This window comes from Neorhizobium sp. P1_A6, from assembly GCF_056406795.1.
In genome coordinates this window covers 353,177-372,534 of record NZ_JBFTZM010000001.1, presented here as the reverse complement: position 1 = coordinate 372,534, position 19,358 = coordinate 353,177, and the positions used below count along the sequence as shown (strand labels likewise).

Genomic DNA, 19,358 nt, shown 5'->3' with positions numbered 1-19,358 from the left:
AGCCTTGCACCTTCGCTTGCATACGATCATCCATCTGTTGTATGCAATGAAGGGGTAGGAGAAAAAAGATGAGCAGCAGGGATCCGGTTTTCGGCTGGTGGGATGCTCCTCCGTTTATCGGCGAGCTGATCCAGTCATTGTCCGGCCGCGGCCGGGCCTTGTTCGGCCTTTCATCGCCGCCGGTGCAGAACCGCGACCTCGCCGGCCTTGCCGAGATGATCCTGTCGCGCCGCGGCGAAGTCTCCGGCGCCATTCTTGCCGAAGCCTTCCTCGAAGCCTACCGCCAGGCAAGCGTCCCGGACCGCGACGCCTTCATGCGCGCGCTGCTCGACCGTTTCGGCCCGGATCGCCCGGTCCTGGACGCCGCGGCGGCCGCCTATAACGCCGAGCCGAGCGCGGAGAATATTGCCAGGCTGCACGACGCGGCCGAGCCGCGCCGGCAGGAGCTTTTCCGCCGCATCAATTTCGCCAAGCGCGGCACCGCAACGCTGGTCGAGATGCGCGAACATCTGATGGACATGTTGGCCAAGGAACCGGCGCTGCAGCCGGTCAACCTCGATTTCTGCCATCTCTTCTCCTCATGGTTCAACCGGGGTTTCCTGATGTTGCGATCGATCGACTGGACCACGCCCGCCAATATCCTGGAGGCGCTGATCCGCTACGAGGCTGTGCACGATATCGACGGCTGGGACGATCTGCGCCGCCGGCTGGCGCCGGCCGACCGCCGCTGCTTCGGCTTCTTTCACCCGCAGTTGGAAGACGAGCCGCTGATCTTCGTCGAGGTGGCGCTGACCGACCACCTGCCGGCTTCGGTCGACGCGCTTCTGGCACGCGACCGCCAGCCGCTGGAAGTGCAGCAGGCGACGACGGCCGTCTTTTATTCGATTTCCAACTGCCAGCGCGGCTTGGCTGGCATTTCGCTCGGCAATTTCCTGATCAAGCAGGTGGTGAACGACCTGAAGCGCGACCTGCCGCGGCTCGAAAATTTCGTGACGTTATCGCCCATTCCGGGCTTCGGCGCCTGGCTGCGCGGCGAGAGCCGCGTCACCGACAGCGCGGAGATCGTAGAGGAAAAACAGCGGCTTATGGCTCGGCTGGAAGGCGATTGGGCGTCGGCCGACGAGCGCGAACTCGACCAGATCCAGCGCGCCATGCTGCCGCTCGGCGCACATTACCTGCTGAACGTCCGGCGCGGCAACGGTCGGCCGGTCGATCCGGTCGCGCGATTCCACCTCGGCAACGGCGCACAGGCCGAGCGGCTCAACTTCCTCGGCGACCGTTCGCCGAAGGGCATGCGCCAGTCCTACGGCCTGATGGTCAACTATCGCTACCGGCTCGGCGAGATCGAGAAAAATCATGAAGCTTATGCCGAAAACGGCCATATCGCGGCGACGCCGGCGCTGCGAAAACTGGCCCAACCGGTTTCCCAGGAGGTGTTTTGATGGCTGGTAATCTCTATGACGCGCTGCTCGGCGGGCTCGACCGGGAGGATCGGCTGCTCCTGACGGACGAGACGGTCGGCGCCATGAGCTACCGCGCCTTCGCCGATCACTGCGCACGGCTTGCCGGAGTCCTTCTCGAAGCCGGCCTGCAGCCGGGCGACCGGGTCGCCGTCCAGGCAGAAAAGTCAGTCGCGGCTTTGGCGCTCTATCTGGCGACAGTCAGGGCGGGGGGCGTCTACCTGCCGCTCAACATCGCCTATACGCCGGCGGAAATCGAATATTTCCTCACCGACGCCGAGCCCTCGGTCTTCGTCTGCGATCCCTCGAAATTCGAGGCGCTGCAGCCGATCGCCAAGGCGACCGGCGCCAAAGTCCTAACGCTCGACCCGGCAGGCAAGGGGACATTGACCGATGCCGCCGCCGTCGCCACGCCGATAACCGAGACCTCAGAGCGGGGCGGAGCAGATATCGCTGCAATCCTCTACACGTCCGGCACGACCGGGCGCTCCAAGGGTGCCATGCTCAGCCACGACAACCTCCTGTCGAACGCGGTGTCGCTGGTGGAAAGCTGGCGTTTCACGGACAAGGACGTGCTGATCCACGCGCTGCCGATCTTCCACACGCATGGGCTTTTCGTCGCCACCAACGTCGTGCTCGCCTCGCGCGCCTCGATGATCTTCCACGCGAAGTTCGACCCGAACAAGATCATGGAGGCGATGCCGAAGGCGACCGTGCTGATGGGTGTGCCGACCTTCTACACCCGGCTGTTGCAACATCCGGGGCTCAACAGGGACAGCACCGCCCGTATGCGCCTCTTCGTCTCGGGATCGGCGCCGCTTCTGGCCGAAACCCACGAGGAATGGCAGGCGCGCACCGGCCACGCTATCCTCGAGCGCTACGGCATGACCGAGACCAACATGAACACCTCGAACCCCTATGACGGCCGGCGTGTCGCCGGCACGGTCGGGTTTCCGTTGCCGGGGGTCCAGGTGCGGGTCACTGACCCCGAAACAGGCGCCTCCCTCGGCACCGAGGAGATCGGCATGATCGAGGTGCGCGGCCCCAACGTGTTTTCGGGTTACTGGCGCATGCCGGAAAAAACCGCGGCGGAATTCGGCAAGGACGGCTTCTTCATCACCGGCGACCTCGGAAAGATCGACAAGGACGGTTATGTCCATATCGTCGGCCGGGGCAAGGATCTCATCATCACCGGCGGCTACAATGTATACCCGAAAGAGGTGGAGATGGAGATCGACGCCATGCCAGGCGTTACCGAAAGCGCCGTTTTCGGTGTCAAGCATCCGGATTTCGGCGAAGGCATCATTGCCGCGATCGTCCTGAAATCAGGTGCCCAGCTGACCGAACAGGAGGTCATCAAGGCGCTCGATGGCCGCCTGGCGGGCTATAAACGCCCGAAAAAGGTGGCATTCATGACCGAATTGCCCCGCAACACGATGGGCAAGGTGCAGAAGAATGCCCTCCGCAATCAGTTTTCCGGAACTTTCGAGCCCACAGCCGCCGCCGCAAAATAGCAAATCGCAATTTTGGGACTTGACGGTTCATGTATACGCGTGGACTATGATTGCATACGAGCACGGAACATTTCGGGAGGAAGTGGGATGTTGCAACAGGGAAAGCCGGACAGCGCTCAGCCGCTCGTCACCGTCCACAATCCGATGGGTTACCCGCCGAAGGTCAGCCGCAAGCAGCCGGCTGACCGCCCGACAAGCCTCGACGGCAAGGTCCTCTATCTCGTCGACAGCCGCTTTGACGATTCCGTCGAGCTCCTGAAGGAGGTCGAGGCCTGGTTTGCACGCAACATGCCCTCGGTGGACGTGCGGATTCGCCAGATGGCGAATACCTATTCCAAGGATGACCCGCAGCTCTGGGAAGAGATCAAGGCGAACGGCCATGCCGCGATCATCGGCGTCGGCCATTGCAGCACCTGCGCACCGGCCGTCACCACCCATGCGATCACGCTGGAAACCAAATACGGCGTACCGACCGCAGCCATTCATACCGAGAAATTCGACAAGGTCGTTCGCTCCGTCGCCAAGATGGGCGGGCTTTCGCAGCAGCCGCTGGTCTTCGTGCCGCAGCCGGTGATGGGCAAGACGCCGGAAGAACTGCGCGCCTATGTGGAAGGCACCGATCCGATCAGCGGCAAGCCGGTGATGAAGGAAATCATCGAGGCCTTGACCGTTGGCCTTTCGGCAAGCGCCGAGGATGCCCAGTTCGAGCGCAGCACGCCGCGCCTCGTTGAACCGGACACGGAAGACAATCTCCACGCCGCCTTCCTGCGCAACAGCTGGACCGATAAGCTGCCGATCATTCTGCCGACCGACGCCCGCGTCGCAGACATGCTGGCGGCGACCTCCCGCAAGCCGGACGAGGTGGTCGGCCATATGCAGCCGACCACCAATCGCGGCCTGTGGGAATACACCGTCGAGAAGGTCGCCGTGAACGCCGTCATGGCCGGCGCTTCTCCCGAATATTTCCCGGTCATCCTGGCATTGGCGGCAGCTCAAGTCTCCGCCCGCGGATCGACCTCTTCTTCGGCAGCGGCGATGGCCGTCGTCAACGGACCCGTTCGCAACGAGATCGGCATGAACTGCGGCGTCGGCGCACTGGGCCCCTACAGCCATGCCAATGCCACGATCGGTCGCGCCTTCGGGCTTTTGTCGCAGAACCTGCAGGGCGGTTCGGTCGTCGGCGAAACCTTCATGGGGTCGCTTGGCAACAACTATACCTACAACAACCTCACCTTCGCGGAAAACGAGGAGCGCAGTCCGTGGGAGCCGCTGCATGTGCAGAAGGGTTTCGACGCCCGGACGAGCACCGTCAGCATTTTCCACGGCTGCCGTTCCACGACCTTCAGCCTCGGCCTGCGCAAGGAATACTGGCGCGAGCACGTGCGCGACATGCTGCTCGGCACCGACGCGATCACCGCGCCGACCCTCGTTCTCGACCCGATCTGCGCCAGGCAGTTCATCGACCGCGGCGGGTTCGTGAACAAGCAGGATCTGCTCGACTTCATCTATGAGACGGCGCAGATGCCGGCCGGCCGTTACTGGGATCTGCAGCTCGTCCAGAATTACATCTATCCGCGCGCCACCTTCGGCGAGGAACCGATGGCCGGCAAGCTGAAGCCGGGCAAGGACGAACTTGTCCACATCTTCCGCCCGCAGGATATCAATGTCGTGGTCGTCGGCGGCGAGTCCAACGGCTACTGGCAGATTTACGGCGCGCATTACCGCACGACCGTTTCCGTCGACGATTGGCGCTGACGATGAGCGCGAACGATTACGACATCGTGGTGATCGGCGCCGGCGTGGCGGGGCTTAATGCCGCCATCGCCTCGGCCCGGCACGGCGCGCGCACGATGATCGTCGACATGCTCGGCGCCGGCGGCCAGGTGATCAATGTCGACCGCATCGACAATTTCCCGGGACCTGCCGAAGGCATGTCCGGTTTCGAACTCGGCCCGATGCTGCAGATGCAGGCGGACGAGGCAGGCGTCGAATTCGCGCTCGATACGATCGAGACCATCTCGAAGACAGATATCGGCTTCCGCATCGCCGGCGCCGAACTTGATCTGATGGCGGGCGCGGTGATCATAGCGGCTGGCTCGGCCAAGCGGACGCTCGGCATTCCGGGCGAAGCCGAATTGGAGGGACGCGGCGTTTCCCATTGCGCTTCCTGCGACGGACCGCTGATGCGCGGCAAACAGGTCTGCATCATCGGCGGCGGGGATTCCGCACTCGACGAAGCGCTGGCGCTGGTCCCTCATGCTGCCCGCATCACGGTCATTCATCGCGGCTCGCGCCTCCGCGCCAGTGCCGCTTTGCAGACGAAAGCCAACGAAGCCTCCAACATCGAAGTCAGACTGAACACGGTGGCCACCGCGATCCGCGGCGAAGGCGGCGTCAGCGCCATAACCGTCCGCGATCTTTCGACGGGCGCAGAGAGCGATCTCCCCTGCCATGGCGTCTTCGTTTATGTCGGACTTGAGCCCAATACGTCTTTCCTCAGCGATACCGTGACGCTCGCTGCCGATGGCCGGATCGTCGTTGATCTCGACATGCAGACATCTGTGCCGGGCATTTTCGCGGCCGGAGACATTCGTGCCCGCTCGGTCGCGCATCTGGCGGCCTCGGCAGGCGACGGCGTGACGGCGGCAATTTCCGCGGTGCGCCATCTGGCACAGCGTCAGGGTAATACCCAACAGGCAGGACCGCGTGATATCGCGGCCGCATCTGCAGGATAGGTGCATGAACGTGCTGCTCAAAGGCAAACAGGGCAAACCGAGCGTTCGCGACGCGATCGAGCAGGATATCGTCACCGGCTTTTATTCCCCCGGCGACCGGCTCGAAGAGGCAGGGCTCGCGGCTCGCCATCAGGTGTCCCGCACGCCGGTGCGCGAGGCACTGATCCAGCTCAGCACCATGGGCCTCGTCAAGATGGTGCCCAATCGCGGCGCCTTCGTCACCCAGCTGACGATCACCGAGCTTGTCGAAATGTTCGAGGTGATGGGTGAACTCGAGGCGATGTGCGCCCGGCTTGCCGCCCGCCGCATCCGCCCGGAACAGCTGAAATTGCTCGAAGAGGCGCAGGCTGCCTGCGCCACCGCCCAACAGGCCGGCAATTCGGACGATTATTATTACGCCAACGCCGAATTTCACCGGGTGATCTACGAGGCGAGCGGCAACGGCTTCCTGGCGGAAAACGCCCATGCGCTACAGCGACGGCTGAAGCCTTATCGGCGCTTGCAGCTGCGGGTGCCCGGCCGCGTCAACAGTTCGCTGTCCGAGCACGACGAGGTGCTTGCAGCGATCCGGGACCGCGACGACGCCCGCGCCCGCGATGCGATGCGCAACCATGTCGTCATCCAGGGCGAATATTTCAGCGACTTCCTGGCGCTGATGCGCCCGGTGGAACGCCAGCTGATCCCCGGCGAATGATGAGGAACATCGCCACCGGGATCGATTGCGGCAGAAGGAAAACGTGAATTTCTGAGCTCGGGAGGGTCGAGCTTGTCGCCGGCAATGGGCCGGATCAAAGGGAGGAGAGATCATGAAGCATGCCATTACCTATGTGGCCGGCCTGGTTCCGGCATTCTTGCTGGCGGCCGGTCTTGCCGGCGCGGCTGAAATGACAGCCGGCGAAAAGCAACTCTACGACGCCGCCAAGAAGGAGGGTTCGGTCACCTGGTACGTCTCGCAGACGACCACCGAGTTCGCCGACGGCATGTGCGGCCTGTTCAAGGCGAAATATGCCGGCGTCGGCTGCAACGTCGTGCGCGCCTCCGGCCAGGTCATCTTCCAGCGCCTCGTGCAGGAACTGCAGGCAAAAGCGGTGCAGGGCGACCTGATGTCGACCAATGACGACGGCCAGATGCTGCAGCTGAAGGAACAGGGCGCGCTTGCCCAGTTCGCACCGGAAAACCTCAAGGACATGGTGCCGGAACTTCGGGCGCTCGCCGACAAGGAAAACTACTGGATTACATCAGGCGTCTCGCCTCTCGTCATCGCCTACAACACCAAGCTGGTGACCGAGGCGGAAGCCCCGAAGAACTGGACCGACCTCGCCGATCCGAAATGGAAGGGCCAGGTGGCGATCGGCCATCCGAGCTTCTCCGGCAGTGTCGGGCTCTGGACGATCCTAATGAACGACCTCTACGGCTGGGATTTTTTCACCAAAATCGAGAAGAACAAGCCGCAGATCGGCCGTTCGGTGGCCGATGGGCATAACCTTGTCGCCTCGGGTGAACGCAAGGTGGCACTGGCGCCGCTGCCGCTGATCCTGTCGGACTCGATCCTCAAGAAGGTGCCGATCGGCGTCATCTACCCGACCGACGGCGCCTTGCTGCCGCCTTCGGCAACCGCGATCATGAAGGATGCGCCGCATCCGAATGCCGCGCGTTTGTTCGAGAACTTCCTGCTCGGACCGGAAATCGCCGAATACTTCGCCAAGGACTACCGTTATCCGCTTCGGGCCGGCGTGCCGCTTGCCGAAGGCATGCGTCCGCTCAACAGCTACAAGACGAAGTCGATCGCAACGGCCGACGGCATCAAGAAGCTGCCTGAGGTGCAGGAGAAGTTCCGCGACACGTTCGGGATCTGAACCGTAATCCGGAGGCCGGCAACATCTGGCCTCCGCCCATCACGCCTGGTGGCGTGACCTGTTTCCGACGCCTCCAGTGACAAAGCGAGCGCCGATCATGACGAGTGTTTCCCATCCCGTAGCCACCACCTGGTCGGACGACCAGCCGGTGAAGGTGCGCGTACCCTGGCACCAGCGGCTGCAGCCGGCCAATCTGCTCTGGCTGTTCTTCGCCGGCATCCTGGTCGTGCTGATCGTCGCGCCGATGTGGACCCTCGTCGTCTCCAGTTTCACCGATGCCAAGACCGGCGGCTGGACGCTTCACAACTATGTCGAGGCCTATGGCAAGGAACGGCACATCACGGCGCTCACCAACACGCTGAAAATGGGCGCCGTCGTCGTGGTGCTGAAACTGGCTTTCGGGGTGCCGCTTGCCTGGGCTTGTACCCGCACCGACATGCCGGGCCGCAATTTCGTGCGCTACAGCGTGTTCGGCGCCTTCATCATGCCACCCTATCTCGCCGGCGTCGGCTGGATCCTGCTCGCCGGCCCGAATACCGGCTGGATCAACCGCGTCTGGCACAGCCTTTCGGGTTCGACCGAACCGCTGGTCAACATCTTCTCTTTCGGCGGGCTGGTGCTGGTCACTGCAATAGGCGGCTTCTTCCTCGTCTTCGTGCTGGTGAGCTCGGCCTTCGAGATGATCAATTCGGAGATGGAGGATGCTGCCAATATCCTCGGCGCCGGGCCGTTCAAGACGGCGATGAAGGTGACGTTCCCGCTGGTGATGCCGGCGATCATCGGCTCCGCACTTCTGTCCTTCCTCGGTGCGATCGCGCTCTACGGCGTGCCGGCGCTGATCTCGATCCCGGCGCGCTACCCGGTAGTAGTCATCCAGCTCACCGAGTTCTTCTCGTTCCCGCTGCGGATCCAGGTGGCGGCCGCCTATTCGATCCCGCTGTTGCTGATCACTGCGGCAATGCTCGGGCTGCAGAAGCTGATCCTGCGCCGCAAGGGTTATGTCTCGGTCAGCGGCAAGGGCGGCGAGCGCCGCATCGTCAAGCTCGGCAGATGGCGCTGGGTGCTGTTTGGCTATTGTTTCTGCGTCGTGGCGCTGTCGGTGCTGATGCCGATGTTCGTGCTGCTTCTCGCCGCCTTCTCGGACTCCTGGACGGCCGGCTTCTCGTTCAGCAACCTGACGCTTTCCAACTTCCACTATGTGCTCTTCGAGCATTCCAGTTCGCAAAAGGCACTGGTCGGCAGCATCGGGCTCGGCATCGTCGCGGCGACGGTGGCGATCACGCTGGCGCTGTTCATCGCCTATATCGTGCAGCGCAAGCTGATCCCCTTCTCGGGCCTGCTCGCCTTCCTCGCGGTCTCGCCTTATGTCGTGCCCGGCATCGTGCTCGCCATCGGCTTTTATGCGGCTTATGCCCTGCCGCCGATCGCGCTTTACGGCACCTATACGATCATGGCGCTTGCCTTCGTCACCCGCTTCCTGCCGATCGCCTTCACCACCAGTTCGGCCGGCGTGCGCAGCATTCATCCAGAAATGGAGGAGGCGGTGCGCATTCTCGGCGGCGGGCGGGTGACGGCGCTCAGGCATGTGGTCGGGCCGCTGTTGAAGCGCACGCTTGCCGGCGGCTGGCTGCTGATCTTCGTGCCGGCGGCACAGGAACTCTCGACCGCCATCTTCCTGGTCGGCCCCACCACGCGCGTCGTTTCCGTCGTGTTGCTCGATCTCAGCGAGGAAGGCGAGCTCGAAAAGCTCGCGGCGCTGGGCTCACTCTTGTTGATCATCATTGTCGCAGTCGTCGCCATCGGGATGCGTTATCTCGGACGCGACTTCATGTTGAGAAGAAGCTAATGGACGGACTTGTCCTCAGGAAACTCGGTCGCCGTTTCGGCGCCGTCGATGCGGTGCTCGATTTCGACTTGCATATCAAGCCCGGCGAATTCGTGTCGCTGCTCGGCCCGTCCGGCTGCGGCAAGACGACGACGCTGCGGATGATCGCCGGCTTCATCGACCCGACCTCCGGCTCGATCGAGCTCGACGGCAAGATATTGTCGGCGCCTTCGGGCTCCGTCCCGCCGGAAAAGCGCGGCATGTCGATGATCTTCCAGTCCTATGCGATCTGGCCGAACATGACGGTGTCGCAGAACGTCGCGTTCGGCCTCAACCTGCGCAAGCTGCCGAGCGATGAAGTCAAGAAACGCGTCGGCGCGGTGCTGGAAACCGTGCGGATGAGCCATCTCGCCGACCGTTATCCGGCCGAGCTTTCCGGTGGCCAGCAGCAGCGCGTGGCGCTCGCCCGCGCCGTGGTTATCCGTCCGGCCGTGCTGCTGCTCGACGAGCCGCTCTCGAACCTCGACGCCAACCTGCGCGAGGAGATGCGTTTCGAGATCAAGCGCATGCATGACGAGTTCAAGATCACCTCGGTCTATGTCACTCACGACCAGGGCGAGGCGATGGTGACCTCCGACCGCATCGCGGTGATGAACAACGGCCGCCTTGAGCAGATCGACAGCCCTTACGCGCTCTACAGCCGGCCGAAGACCCGGTTTGTGGCGAGCTTCATCGGCCGCACGAATTTCCTCTCCGGCAATTGCGGCAACCACATGATCGACTTTGCGGGCTTCAGTGTGCCGCTGGCGATGATCGGCGAAGAGGTTTCTGGCGGCGGCCCGATCACCGTCTCCATCCGGCCGCAGGCGATGAAGCTTTCCGCGACCGAAGCTCCCTGGGAAAAGGCCATAAACCTGCAAGGCTCGGTGCGGCAATCCTCGTTCCTCGGCGAGACCTGGGACTACGTCTTCCAGTCGACGGACAGCGGGTTGCAGTTCCGTGTCGCCGCGCCGCCGGCGGACGTCTTCGAGGTCGGCGCGCCGGCCTGGCTGCAGATTGATCCCGCGCAGATCGTGCCAATCGCGGATTGATGCCCACCTTGCCCGCTATTTCACTTTGAAACCCATCCGTCGCACCACATCGAGCAGCAAGTGCCGGCCTTTCAAGGCCGGCGGGTCGGCAATGTCGCCCGTCCGTTCTGTGAACGAACGGATTGAGGACTGGACGACCTTGACGATATCGACTGGAAAACGGCTCATATAGCTCAGCGACGAATAACCGGCGCCGAGCTCGTCGAGCGCGATGCGGCAGCCGAAGCGGTGGTTCTGGAGAATGCGATGAGTGATATCGACCGCCGCCATGCAGAGCGCCTGATGGCGCAAGCCCGCCTCGACGCCCTGGTAATCTTCCAGCCCGAAGCCTTTCGGTATGCAGTGGGCGCGCCGGCCGGTGTGGCGACCATGTGGGGCAGGGCGGGTGCCGCAATCGCGCTTGTGCCGGCCGATGCCTCGGCGGGGCTTGCCGCAGTCGCCAGCGACCACGCCGCCGGCTCGATCAGCAAGGCAGCGGCAGAGGTCGACCTGCGCACCCATCGCGTCTGGATCGACATGCTCGATCTTACGGGAGCCGGGAGCATCGATCAGATCAACGAGGCCTATCGCCAGCTCGGCTCGGCCGGTCCACGGCCGGAAACGTTCGATCGATCCGCCTGTTTTGGCCTGCTCGGTAATCTGCTGAACGAGCGCGGCCTCGAGCGGTCAAAGATCGGCGCCGACCTGGAATTCATGCCGGCCGCCGATTTCGAAGCCCTGAAACTGGCTTTGCCGACGGTAACCTGGACCGATGGCTCGGACGTGCTGCGCCGTCTGCGGGCCGTCAAGACGCCGCGCGAGATCGAACGGCTGCGTCGTGCCGCCAAGGCCGCGGAGGCCGGGCTCGTCCGCATGGCGGCGGCGGTGAAACCCGGCGCACGGCTCACCGAACTCTCTTGCGCCTGGAAGGCGGGCGCCCAGGCAGCCGCGGCGGAAGGCGGCTTCGGCCTCAGCAGCCACTGGGATTTCATCTCGGTCGGCACCGACCTCTCCGACATGGCCGCGGTGGTGACACCAGGCGCACTGATCAAGGCGGATGTCGGGGCGCTGGTCGATGGCTATTCCTCCGACGGCGCACGCACCTTCACCCATGGCCCAGCATCGCCGTTGGCGCGCGAAATCTTCAAGGCGCTGGAGAGTGCCTTCGCCGCCGGGCTCGGGGAACTTCGTCCGGGCAATACGTTCGGCGCCGTGCATGCGGCCATGCTCGCCTCGATGCGCAGGGACGGCTTTGCAGAATACGATCGCGGCCATTTCGGCCATTCGGTCGGCGGCAGCGTCGGTATCGAGGAATGGCCGTTCTTCTCCGCCGGAAATCGGGAAATCATCCGGCCGAACATGGTTGTGGCGCTGGAGACGCCATTCTACGGGCAGGGCATCGGCGCGCTGATGATCGAGGATCAGTTTCTGATCACCGAAACGGGAGCCGAATGCATGAACACGCTGCCGCGGACGTTGCGCGATCTTTCGGCGGAATAGAGCAGACGAGTAAACCGACGTTGAACCTTTGGCACTGGTCCTGTATCGGTGTCACACCTTCGGCGATCTCGCCGGGAAGGGCACCAGACAGGCGGAATTTCGATCTTCGATGCTGACGAAAAAGGGAAAATACGGACTGAAGGCGCTTGTCCACCTTGCGCAGCTTGAACCCGGCAAGACCGCCTTCGTTAGCGACATCGCCCAGCAGAACAATATTTCCAAGAAATTCCTCGATGCGATCCTGCTCGAACTGCGCAAGGGCGGCATGCTGCGTTCGAAAAAAGGCCCCGGCGGCGGTTACGCGCTGTCCAAGCCCGCTTCGCAGATCTATGTCGGCCAGGCAGTTCGCATCCTGGACGGTCCGCTGGCGCCGATCCGCTGCGCCAGCAAGACCGCGTTCGAGCCCTGCGACGATTGCGACCACCCGGAAGACTGTCAGATCCGCCATTCGATGACGGAAGTGCGCGACGCGATCGCTGCGGTCCTCGACAACATGACGCTGGAACAGATGGTCGCCAAGCGCTCGAGCGGCCTTCTCGACGACGCGCAGGTCGGCAGCAAATAGAATTCAACCAGTTCGCCTGACGCCGCCGCAAACAGCTGCGCCTTTTGTGCGCGGTATTCCTTCAGAACTGTCCGTTCGGCCGCGGGACGTTGCCGTTCAGGTGAAAATCGCCGATCGCGTGATGTTTCCAGCGTACCGGATCGTGCACCGTATGGGTGCGGGCGTTGCGCCAATGGCGGTCGAGGTTCAGGTCCTCCTTGGTCGCAGACGTTCCGGCAAGTTCGAACAGACCGTTGGTCGCGTCGAGTGCTGCCTCCGTCGTCAGGATCTTTGCGGCAGCGACGGAAAGCGAGGCCTCGATCGCAGTCTCCGAGGACGGGTTGATCTGGGCGACATCGACCTTGCGGCCGGCTCGTTCCAGAACGGCGCTCGCGGCCTCCAGTTTGACGGCGATCGAGCCGGTCCGCGCAATGGTCAGTGGATCGGCACTTGCCGTCTCGATGCCGACGTTACGGATGCCTCGGGATTTGCTGCGCACGAAGCCGACCATGTCGGCAAAGGCGGCGCGTGCAATCCCCAGGTCGACGGCGGCATGCAGCAGCTGGCCAAGCGAGCCGAGTGGCGCGTGCCGTTCGAAACTCCGATAGTAGCTGATGACTGAATCCGGAGAAACGTAGACGTTGTCGATCAGCACGGTGCCGCTGGCCGTGGTGCGCTGGCCGAACCCGTCCCAATCGTCGACGATCGTCAGTCCTTCCGCATCGCGCGGCACGATCGCCATGACCGCTTTGCCTTCGGGATCGAGACCGAAGATGGCCACCCAATCGGCAAACAGCGCGCCCGTCGAATAATATTTGCGGCCGGTAATTCGATAACCGACGCCTTCCGGCACAAGCCGGGTTTCGATATCGCCCGCAGCCTTCGTTCCGGACTCGGCAAGGGCATTGCCGAAATGCTCGCCGGCAAGCGCCCGGGCGAAGAAATATTTCTTCTGCTCCTCGCTGCCGGAAAGACGCAAAGCTTCGAGAATGGAGAAATGGTTCTGCGGGATCTGCCCGACCGATGCGTCGGCCTCCGACAGAATGGCGATCACCTCCGCCAGGAAGGCATTCGAAATGTCGGCGCCGCCATATTCGGCGGGCACGGTTATCCCCAGCAGGCCTGACTGGGCGACCAGTTCCATCTCCTCATGCGGAAGCAGTCGCTGCCGGTCGCGGTGGCTCGATCCTTCGGCAATCCGCGCCGAAAGCCCCTTCGCCACCTCGATCGCCTGGTCCTCTGTCGCGAGGTACGGAGCCACTGCTCTGATCTTTCCTGCCAAATGGAAAACCCTGCTCATGTGCGCCTCCCGGATCAAGTCCGTCATTGAGCCACGCCATGGAGGGCGGGAGAAGGAATAAAGCTTCAATTGCACGCGTCGAACGAAGTGAATTTTCTCTTTTGGTGGCCGAAGAGAGAGTTTTGCGGATTGTCACGCCAAGTTGAGCGGAAGGAGAGAGAATTTCTCCGGGACGATGCAATCGGCGCAACAACGTTGCTTAGCATGTGAAACGGGAATGCCTACTTTAAGCCGATCAGCCGTTTCTCACCCCACAAGAGCTTCGTCCCATGGCAACATCACTCCACCTTACCGCCTTCATGCGTCCCGTCAGCCTGCATACCGGCGCGTGGCGATATCCCGGCGCCTATCCGGATGCCAATTTCAATTTCGGACATATCAAGTCCTTCATCCAGAAGCTGGAGGCCGCCAAGTTCGACGCCTTCTTCATGGCCGATCATCTGGCGGTGCTGAACATGCCGGTCGAAGCGCTGAAGCGCAGCCATACGGTGACGTCGTTCGAGCCGTTCACGCTGCTCTCGGCGCTGGCGGCCGTCACCGAAAAGATCGGGCTTGCGGCGACCGCCTCGACCACGTTCGACGAGCCCTATCACGTCGCCCGCCGGTTCGCCTCGCTCGACCATATCAGCAACGGCCGCGCCGCCTGGAATATCGTCACCACGTCCAACCCGGATTCCGCCCGTAATTTCGGTCTCGACGAGCATGTGGAGCACGGCGAGCGCTACAAGCGGGCGCGCGAGTTCTACGACGTCGTCACCGGATTGTGGGACAGCTTTGCGGACGACGCCTTCATCCGCGATCAGCAAAGCGGCATCTTCTTCGATCCGGAGAAGATGCATGTGCTGGACCACAAGGGTGAGGAACTCAGCGTGCGCGGGCCGCTCAATATCGCCCGGCCGGTGCAAGGCTGGCCGGTGATCGTGCAGGCCGGGCAATCGGAACCGGGACGCCAGCTCGCGGCCGAGACCGCCGAACTGGTCTTCTGTTCGCCACGTGATCTCTCCGCTGCCAAGACGCTTTATGCGGATATCAAGGGCCGCATGGTCGCCGCCTCGCGCAACCCTGACCACCTGAAGATCCTGCCGGCCGCCTTCATCGTCGTCGGCGATACGATCGAGGAAGCGAAGGCGAAGCGGGCGAAACTCGACAGCCTGGTGCATTACGATAGCGCCATCGCCTCGCTGTCGATCGGGCTTGGCCACGACGCCTCCGGTTTCGATCCGGACGGTCCATTGCCGGACATTCCGGAGACCAACGCCAGCAAGTCCGGCCGCGCCCAGGTCCTCAAACTCGCCGAACAGGAAAAGCTGACGGTGCGCCAACTCGCGCAGCGGTACGGCGGTTATTCGGGCCTCGCATTCGTCGGCACGCCTCAAACCATTGCCGACGAGATGCAGACCTGGCTTTCGGAAGAGGCAAGCGATGGCTTTACGGTCGTTTTCCCCTACCTGCCGCAGGGCCTGGACGACGTGACGCAGCGGCTTATTCCGGAACTTCAGCGCCGCGGCATCTTCCGCACCGACTACGAAGGATCGACGCTTCGCGACCATCTCGGCCTGCCGCGACCGGCCAACCGTTTCTTCGCTTGAAGGGGACGCAAGGGCTCTTGCAAAGATCGGCATTTCGCCAACTGCCACATTTCGGACATAATAGTTTCCATCCCGCTGACGAATTAGTATAGGGTTTTGGTAGACTACATTGACCCGAGCAGGGTTTGGCCCGAAAGTGAGTGGGCATGATGTTCAACCGACCGGAGGCTGACGATGATCGCTAGTGGCTTATCCCTGTTTGGGTTTGATCTGTTCGGACTGAGCCGGCGGGCGCCGGGCAGGGCAGACACAGAAAGCACCGAGCGCACGCCGCTTGAAAAGGTGCGCGAGGATGGTGACAAAAACCGCGATCCCGATCGCGAACATTCGGAAAGCTTTTTCTGGGGCATGTATCCCGTCTATTGAGACGGCTCGTCCCGCACCGGGTGTTTTACCTGGAACACATCGAAAGGCCGGCGAAGCGATCTGCTCCGCCGGCCTTTTTGTCTGGATGAAACGATATCAGGCCGTGGGCTGCTTGGTCTTGCGCAGGTAGGGCAGGACCGTATCGAACGAACCGAAGCGGGTGATCGCATCCTCGTTGGAAACGGCGGCGGTGATGATCACGTCCTCACCCTGCTGCCAATTGGCCGGCGTCGCCACCTGGTGTTTGGCGGTGAGCTGGATCGAGTCGATCGCCCGCAGGATTTCGTTGAAGTTACGGCCTGTGGTCATCGGATAGGTGAGGATCAGCTTGATCTTCTTGTCTGGGCCGATGACGTAAACCGAGCGCACCGTCGCATTGTCGGCGGGCGTGCGGCCTTCCGAGCTTTCGCCCGCACCGGCCGGCAGCATGTCATAGAGCTTGGCGATCTTGAGATCGCGGTCGCCGATCAGCGGATATTCGACGTCGAAACCAGTCGCCGTCTTGATATCGTTCTTCCACTTGCCGTGGCTTTCGACCGGATCGACGGAGATGCCGATGATCTTGACGCCGCGCTTTTTAAATTCTCCCTCAAGGCCGGCCATGGCGCCGAGTTCGGTCGTGCAGACCGGCGTAAAGTTCTTCGGATGGGAAAACAGCACGGCCCAGCCGCTGCCGATCCAGTCGTGGAAATGGATCGTGCCCTGGGTGGTTTCGGCGGTGAAATCCGGTGCGATGTCGTTGATACGAAGGCTCATGTCTTGGCTCCCTTGAATTGTTTCTATCGATTGCGCATTTTTGGATGGCCGGGACTCTAGCAGCCGGCCGACTAATCGGCGACCGGTATTGCCCGTTGATTATAGAGGATCTTGCGGATTCGCTCCTGCTCCTCCGGCGGCAGTTCGGTATTGTCGACGGCGAGGTCCGCGCCGACAGCAAGCCCCCGCTGGACGCCGGGCCGTGCGCTCAGGTCGTCGAACCAGCGCTTGAAATGCTTGAACTCGTTGATGTCCTGGCCCTGTACCTGCCAGCCGACGGTCCACGGATAGCTGATGATGTCGGCGATCGTAAACTGGTCGCCGGCAAGATAGGGGCGGTCGCGTAGCCGCATATTCAGCACGCCATAGAGACGGTTGGCCTCATCAGTGAAGCGGCGCACCGCGTAGGACTGGTCGCCCTCGCGATCACCCAAACGGCGGAAATGCCCGGCTTCGCCGAGCTTCGGTCCCTGGTTGGCCATCTGCCAGATGACCCATTGGGCCACTTCGTATTTAGCACGCAAATCCTGCGGCCAGAGCTTGCCGGTCTTTTCGGCGAGGTAGAACAGGATCGCACCGGATTCGAACACGCTGATCGGCGCTCCACCGTCAGCCGGCTGGTGATCGACGATTGCTGGCATGCGATGATTGGGATTGATCTTCAGGAACTCCGGCTTGAACTGGTCGCCGCGAGAAATCTGCACCGGGATCAGCTTATAGGGCGTGCCGGTTTCCTCCAGGAAAATCGAGACCTTCTTGCCGTTGGGCGTCGGCCAATAATAAAGATCGATCATTCGAGCTCCCCAGCATTTCCAATCGCGATGACAGGATACTATCCGCTTCCAAAGCCGAGGCCGACCCCGTTTGTTCCAAAATGCCGGTGCGAGAGAGTGTAGCTTTCCAAAGCAGGTGGAATTTTTGGCGAGTTCCATCATCCGCGAGATCGAAGGCGTCGACAACGGTCGCCGGGGCGAAAACATTCCCTCGGCGTTAACCCGCAGTCATCAGCGCCGGCATCAGCTCGTCTCCGGCGATCCGCCAGGTGTTGCGCCCGCTCGACTTTGCCCGGTAAAGCGCACGGTCTGCGGTCTGAACAAGCGTTTCACGATCGCCGCCGGCGACACTTGCGGCGGCGATGCCGATGCTGACGCCGATACCGATCGAAAAACCCTTGATCTGGAAAGGTGCGCTGAAGGCCGATATGCACCGTTCCGCAAGGTCGGTATCTGCCTGGCCCGTGGTCTTCACGAGGATGGCAAATTCGTCGCCACCAAGGCGGGCCACCAGATGTCCGGCTGCGGCCGAAAGCAGCCGCTCACCGGCCATCTTCAAAACCTCGTCGCCGGCGGCATGGCCGAACGTGTCATTGACCGGCTTGAATCCGTCGAGATCGAGACAGTAGACGACGACAACGCCATCCTCCGCCTGCGGTTTGAGTGCCTCGTCGAGAGCCTTGTAGAATTGCATCCGGTTCGGAAGGCCGGTCAGAACATCATGATGCGCCAACCGGTTGGCCTCGGCCTCCGCCAGCACCCGGTCGCTGACGTCGGCGATCGTCAGCAGCAGCCGCCGGTCGCCACCCTCGTGGAGCAGCCGGACATAGATGAGGACGTGGTGTTCCCGGTCCTTCGCCGTTCGCTGGCGCCAGACGGTGCGGGCTTCGCAGTCCCCGTCGAGATTACGAAGCCTGGCGGCGAACTCCTCACCCTGGCCTTCGGCATGCATGTCGCAAACGGCTTTGGCCAGAAGGACCGATCTCTCGTAGCCGTAGAATTGAAGCGCCGCGTGATTGGCTTCAAGGATCGCAAGGCTGTCGCCGTCGCAGAGCAGCATCGGCATCGGGTTTGCCTCGAACAATTGCCGAAGCCATTCCTCGCGCTGCTTGAGACTGGTGATGTCTATGCGCATTCCAATGGCACCGCCATCCGGCGTGCGGCGATCGTCGTAGCGCAACCATCGGCCATCCTTCATTTGCCGCTCTTCCTGAGATGCGACCTGACGAAACTTGGCCATGCGTTCGCTAAGCCAGGCGTTCTGGTCCAGCACGACTTCCTGGATGCTGCCGCCTGCTAGGCTGATCTTCAAAATCTCCTCGAACGGAATCCCCGGCGTCAGGTATTCGGCGATATCCGCGTAGAGTTCGGCGTATTTCTGATTCCAAAGGACGTATCGGTCCTTGGCGTCGAAGACGCAGACGGCCTGCGGCAACATCTCGATGACATATCGCAGACGAAGATTGGCTTCCCGAACGGCAAACCCGGCGGATTTTTCCGACCCGCCGACTTCTATCCAGACCACGGTGATCGGTTCACTCGAACCGGAACATGGCGAAACCCTGATGTTGCAGCTTCGTGTTTCTCCCGTCCTACTGCGCAAGAGAACCGGTGAACCATCGGGCTTGTCGAGTGGCCATCCGGCCAAGAGATCGGCAACGTTCGTGCCATTCAGCGTGTCTGCACCGTCAAAGAGTGCGCAGGCCTCGGCATTCGCAAACATGACAAAACCCGCTGCGTTCACGACGAGCGCGGCGAGTGGACAGGATTCCAGCAAGACCATTACTTCCGCACCAAGCATAGCTTCCTCAAGCACTGCCTTTTCGACCGGAACAATTTCAGATGGGAGGTTAGCGGGAAGGATAAAATAAATCGCTAAAGTTCAATTGCTGCATATAGGCGCCTATAAATAACAGGCACCCCGCTCGGAGGACCTGTTGCGGGGTCGTGAAAGCGATCTTCTACGTCAAGATATCCAGACCGTACGTATTTTAGTTAATATTAAATTATCAATCTAGTGCGACATTTTGTTCTGACCGCAATCAGGTCACCACCCCCCAAGAGCCTCTG

17 protein-coding genes are annotated in these 19,358 nt (G+C 62.1%); 12 read left to right on the top strand and 5 right to left on the bottom strand.

The features are described 5' to 3' along the window. The first annotated feature begins 68 nt into the window (after positions 1 to 68). From AC1D3C_RS01590 to AC1D3C_RS01555, 8 genes are all read left to right on the top strand, one after another. Positions 69 to 1,442, top strand: coding sequence for a malonyl-CoA decarboxylase (locus AC1D3C_RS01590; RefSeq protein ID WP_477481629.1), 1,374 nt, complete (start codon positions 69 to 71; stop codon positions 1,440 to 1,442). Next, on the top strand, positions 1,442 to 2,974 hold the full coding sequence (locus AC1D3C_RS01585; RefSeq protein ID WP_477481628.1) for a malonate--CoA ligase: 1,533 nt from the start codon (positions 1,442 to 1,444) through the stop codon (positions 2,972 to 2,974). Before AC1D3C_RS01590 ends, AC1D3C_RS01585 begins: the two co-directional genes overlap by 1 nt. Before the next feature lie 87 nt (positions 2,975 to 3,061). Continuing rightward, positions 3,062 to 4,729, top strand: a complete 1,668-nt coding sequence (locus tag AC1D3C_RS01580; RefSeq protein ID WP_477481627.1) for a UGSC family (seleno)protein — start codon at positions 3,062 to 3,064, stop codon at positions 4,727 to 4,729. A gap of 2 nt (positions 4,730 to 4,731) precedes the next feature. Then, a complete protein-coding gene (locus AC1D3C_RS01575) occupies positions 4,732 to 5,709 on the top strand; it encodes an NAD(P)/FAD-dependent oxidoreductase (protein WP_477481626.1) in 978 nt (325 codons plus the stop codon). Positions 5,710 to 5,713: 4 nt separating this feature from the next. Next, on the top strand, positions 5,714 to 6,403 hold the full coding sequence (locus tag AC1D3C_RS01570; RefSeq protein ID WP_477481625.1) for a GntR family transcriptional regulator: 690 nt from the start codon (positions 5,714 to 5,716) through the stop codon (positions 6,401 to 6,403). 112 nt (positions 6,404 to 6,515) lie between these two features. Next, complete coding sequence (locus AC1D3C_RS01565; RefSeq protein WP_051900239.1) at positions 6,516 to 7,565, top strand: ABC transporter substrate-binding protein; 1,050 nt, start codon at positions 6,516 to 6,518, stop codon at positions 7,563 to 7,565. Positions 7,566 to 7,662: 97 nt separating this feature from the next. After that, the gene (locus AC1D3C_RS01560; RefSeq protein ID WP_477481624.1) at positions 7,663 to 9,411 is read left to right on the top strand and encodes an ABC transporter permease; all 1,749 of its coding nucleotides are present in this window, start codon (positions 7,663 to 7,665) and stop codon (positions 9,409 to 9,411) included. Then, a complete protein-coding gene (locus AC1D3C_RS01555; protein WP_477481623.1) occupies positions 9,411 to 10,481 on the top strand; it encodes an ABC transporter ATP-binding protein in 1,071 nt (356 codons plus the stop codon). Before AC1D3C_RS01560 ends, AC1D3C_RS01555 begins: the two co-directional genes overlap by 1 nt. Before the next feature lie 15 nt (positions 10,482 to 10,496). Here the strand turns inward: AC1D3C_RS01555 and AC1D3C_RS01550 are convergent, their stop codons facing one another. After that, positions 10,497 to 10,751 (bottom strand): EAL domain-containing protein, encoded by a 255-nt coding sequence (locus tag AC1D3C_RS01550; protein ID WP_477481622.1) that lies wholly within the window; start codon positions 10,749 to 10,751, stop codon positions 10,497 to 10,499. Between AC1D3C_RS01550 and AC1D3C_RS01545 the strand changes: the two genes are divergently transcribed. Continuing rightward, a complete protein-coding gene (locus AC1D3C_RS01545; protein ID WP_477481621.1) occupies positions 10,728 to 11,960 on the top strand; it encodes a M24 family metallopeptidase in 1,233 nt (410 codons plus the stop codon). The two genes, AC1D3C_RS01550 and AC1D3C_RS01545, sit on opposite strands and share 24 nt — an antisense overlap. A 109-nt stretch (positions 11,961 to 12,069) precedes the next feature. Continuing rightward, the gene (locus AC1D3C_RS01540) at positions 12,070 to 12,525 is read left to right on the top strand and encodes an RrF2 family transcriptional regulator (protein WP_477481620.1); all 456 of its coding nucleotides are present in this window, start codon (positions 12,070 to 12,072) and stop codon (positions 12,523 to 12,525) included. A gap of 61 nt (positions 12,526 to 12,586) precedes the next feature. On the opposite strand, the gene AC1D3C_RS01535 is transcribed toward AC1D3C_RS01540, so the two are convergent. Continuing rightward, positions 12,587 to 13,804, bottom strand: coding sequence for an SfnB family sulfur acquisition oxidoreductase (locus AC1D3C_RS01535; RefSeq protein WP_477481619.1), 1,218 nt, complete (start codon positions 13,802 to 13,804; stop codon positions 12,587 to 12,589). A 269-nt stretch (positions 13,805 to 14,073) separates the two neighbouring features. On the opposite strand from AC1D3C_RS01535, the gene AC1D3C_RS01530 reads away from it, so the two are divergent. Beyond that, positions 14,074 to 15,393: an LLM class flavin-dependent oxidoreductase gene (locus AC1D3C_RS01530; protein ID WP_477481618.1), complete on the top strand. Its 1,320-nt coding sequence runs from the start codon at positions 14,074 to 14,076 to the stop codon at positions 15,391 to 15,393. A 174-nt stretch (positions 15,394 to 15,567) separates the two neighbouring features. Continuing rightward, positions 15,568 to 15,759: a hypothetical protein gene (locus AC1D3C_RS01525; RefSeq protein ID WP_040123881.1), complete on the top strand. Its 192-nt coding sequence runs from the start codon at positions 15,568 to 15,570 to the stop codon at positions 15,757 to 15,759. Positions 15,760 to 15,855: 96 nt separating this feature from the next. Here the strand turns inward: AC1D3C_RS01525 and AC1D3C_RS01520 are convergent, their stop codons facing one another. The 3 genes from AC1D3C_RS01520 to AC1D3C_RS01510 all read right to left on the bottom strand — a co-directional run bounded on the left by AC1D3C_RS01520 (position 15,856) and on the right by AC1D3C_RS01510 (position 19,071). After that, on the bottom strand, positions 15,856 to 16,515 hold the full coding sequence (locus AC1D3C_RS01520; protein WP_247031140.1) for a peroxiredoxin: 660 nt from the start codon (positions 16,513 to 16,515) through the stop codon (positions 15,856 to 15,858). Positions 16,516 to 16,586: 71 nt separating this feature from the next. Next, positions 16,587 to 17,309, bottom strand: a complete 723-nt coding sequence (locus tag AC1D3C_RS01515) for a glutathione binding-like protein (RefSeq protein WP_477481617.1) — start codon at positions 17,307 to 17,309, stop codon at positions 16,587 to 16,589. A gap of 196 nt (positions 17,310 to 17,505) precedes the next feature. Then, positions 17,506 to 19,071, bottom strand: coding sequence for a diguanylate cyclase domain-containing protein (locus AC1D3C_RS01510; RefSeq protein WP_477481616.1), 1,566 nt, complete (start codon positions 19,069 to 19,071; stop codon positions 17,506 to 17,508). Positions 19,072 to 19,358 lie beyond the last annotated feature (287 nt).

Coding starts and splice junctions, on each gene's coding strand:
- AC1D3C_RS01580 (WP_477481627.1), top strand. CDS start 3,062: ATGTTGCAACAGGGAAAGCCGGACAGCGCTCAGCCGCTCGTCACCGTC.
- AC1D3C_RS01540 (WP_477481620.1), top strand. CDS start 12,070: ATGCTGACGAAAAAGGGAAAATACGGACTGAAGGCGCTTGTCCACCTT.
- AC1D3C_RS01510 (WP_477481616.1), bottom strand. CDS start 19,071: ATGGTCTTGCTGGAATCCTGTCCACTCGCCGCGCTCGTCGTGAACGCA.
- AC1D3C_RS01585 (WP_477481628.1), top strand. CDS start 1,442: ATGGCTGGTAATCTCTATGACGCGCTGCTCGGCGGGCTCGACCGGGAG.
- AC1D3C_RS01565 (WP_051900239.1), top strand. CDS start 6,516: ATGAAGCATGCCATTACCTATGTGGCCGGCCTGGTTCCGGCATTCTTG.
- AC1D3C_RS01515 (WP_477481617.1), bottom strand. CDS start 17,309: ATGATCGATCTTTATTATTGGCCGACGCCCAACGGCAAGAAGGTCTCG.
- AC1D3C_RS01555 (WP_477481623.1), top strand. CDS start 9,411: ATGGACGGACTTGTCCTCAGGAAACTCGGTCGCCGTTTCGGCGCCGTC.
- AC1D3C_RS01570 (WP_477481625.1), top strand. CDS start 5,714: ATGAACGTGCTGCTCAAAGGCAAACAGGGCAAACCGAGCGTTCGCGAC.
- AC1D3C_RS01545 (WP_477481621.1), top strand. CDS start 10,728: ATGAGTGATATCGACCGCCGCCATGCAGAGCGCCTGATGGCGCAAGCC.
- AC1D3C_RS01520 (WP_247031140.1), bottom strand. CDS start 16,515: ATGAGCCTTCGTATCAACGACATCGCACCGGATTTCACCGCCGAAACC.
- AC1D3C_RS01550 (WP_477481622.1), bottom strand. CDS start 10,751: ATGGCGGCGGTCGATATCACTCATCGCATTCTCCAGAACCACCGCTTC.
- AC1D3C_RS01525 (WP_040123881.1), top strand. CDS start 15,568: ATGATCGCTAGTGGCTTATCCCTGTTTGGGTTTGATCTGTTCGGACTG.
- AC1D3C_RS01560 (WP_477481624.1), top strand. CDS start 7,663: ATGACGAGTGTTTCCCATCCCGTAGCCACCACCTGGTCGGACGACCAG.
- AC1D3C_RS01575 (WP_477481626.1), top strand. CDS start 4,732: ATGAGCGCGAACGATTACGACATCGTGGTGATCGGCGCCGGCGTGGCG.
- AC1D3C_RS01535 (WP_477481619.1), bottom strand. CDS start 13,804: ATGAGCAGGGTTTTCCATTTGGCAGGAAAGATCAGAGCAGTGGCTCCG.
- AC1D3C_RS01590 (WP_477481629.1), top strand. CDS start 69: ATGAGCAGCAGGGATCCGGTTTTCGGCTGGTGGGATGCTCCTCCGTTT.
- AC1D3C_RS01530 (WP_477481618.1), top strand. CDS start 14,074: ATGGCAACATCACTCCACCTTACCGCCTTCATGCGTCCCGTCAGCCTG.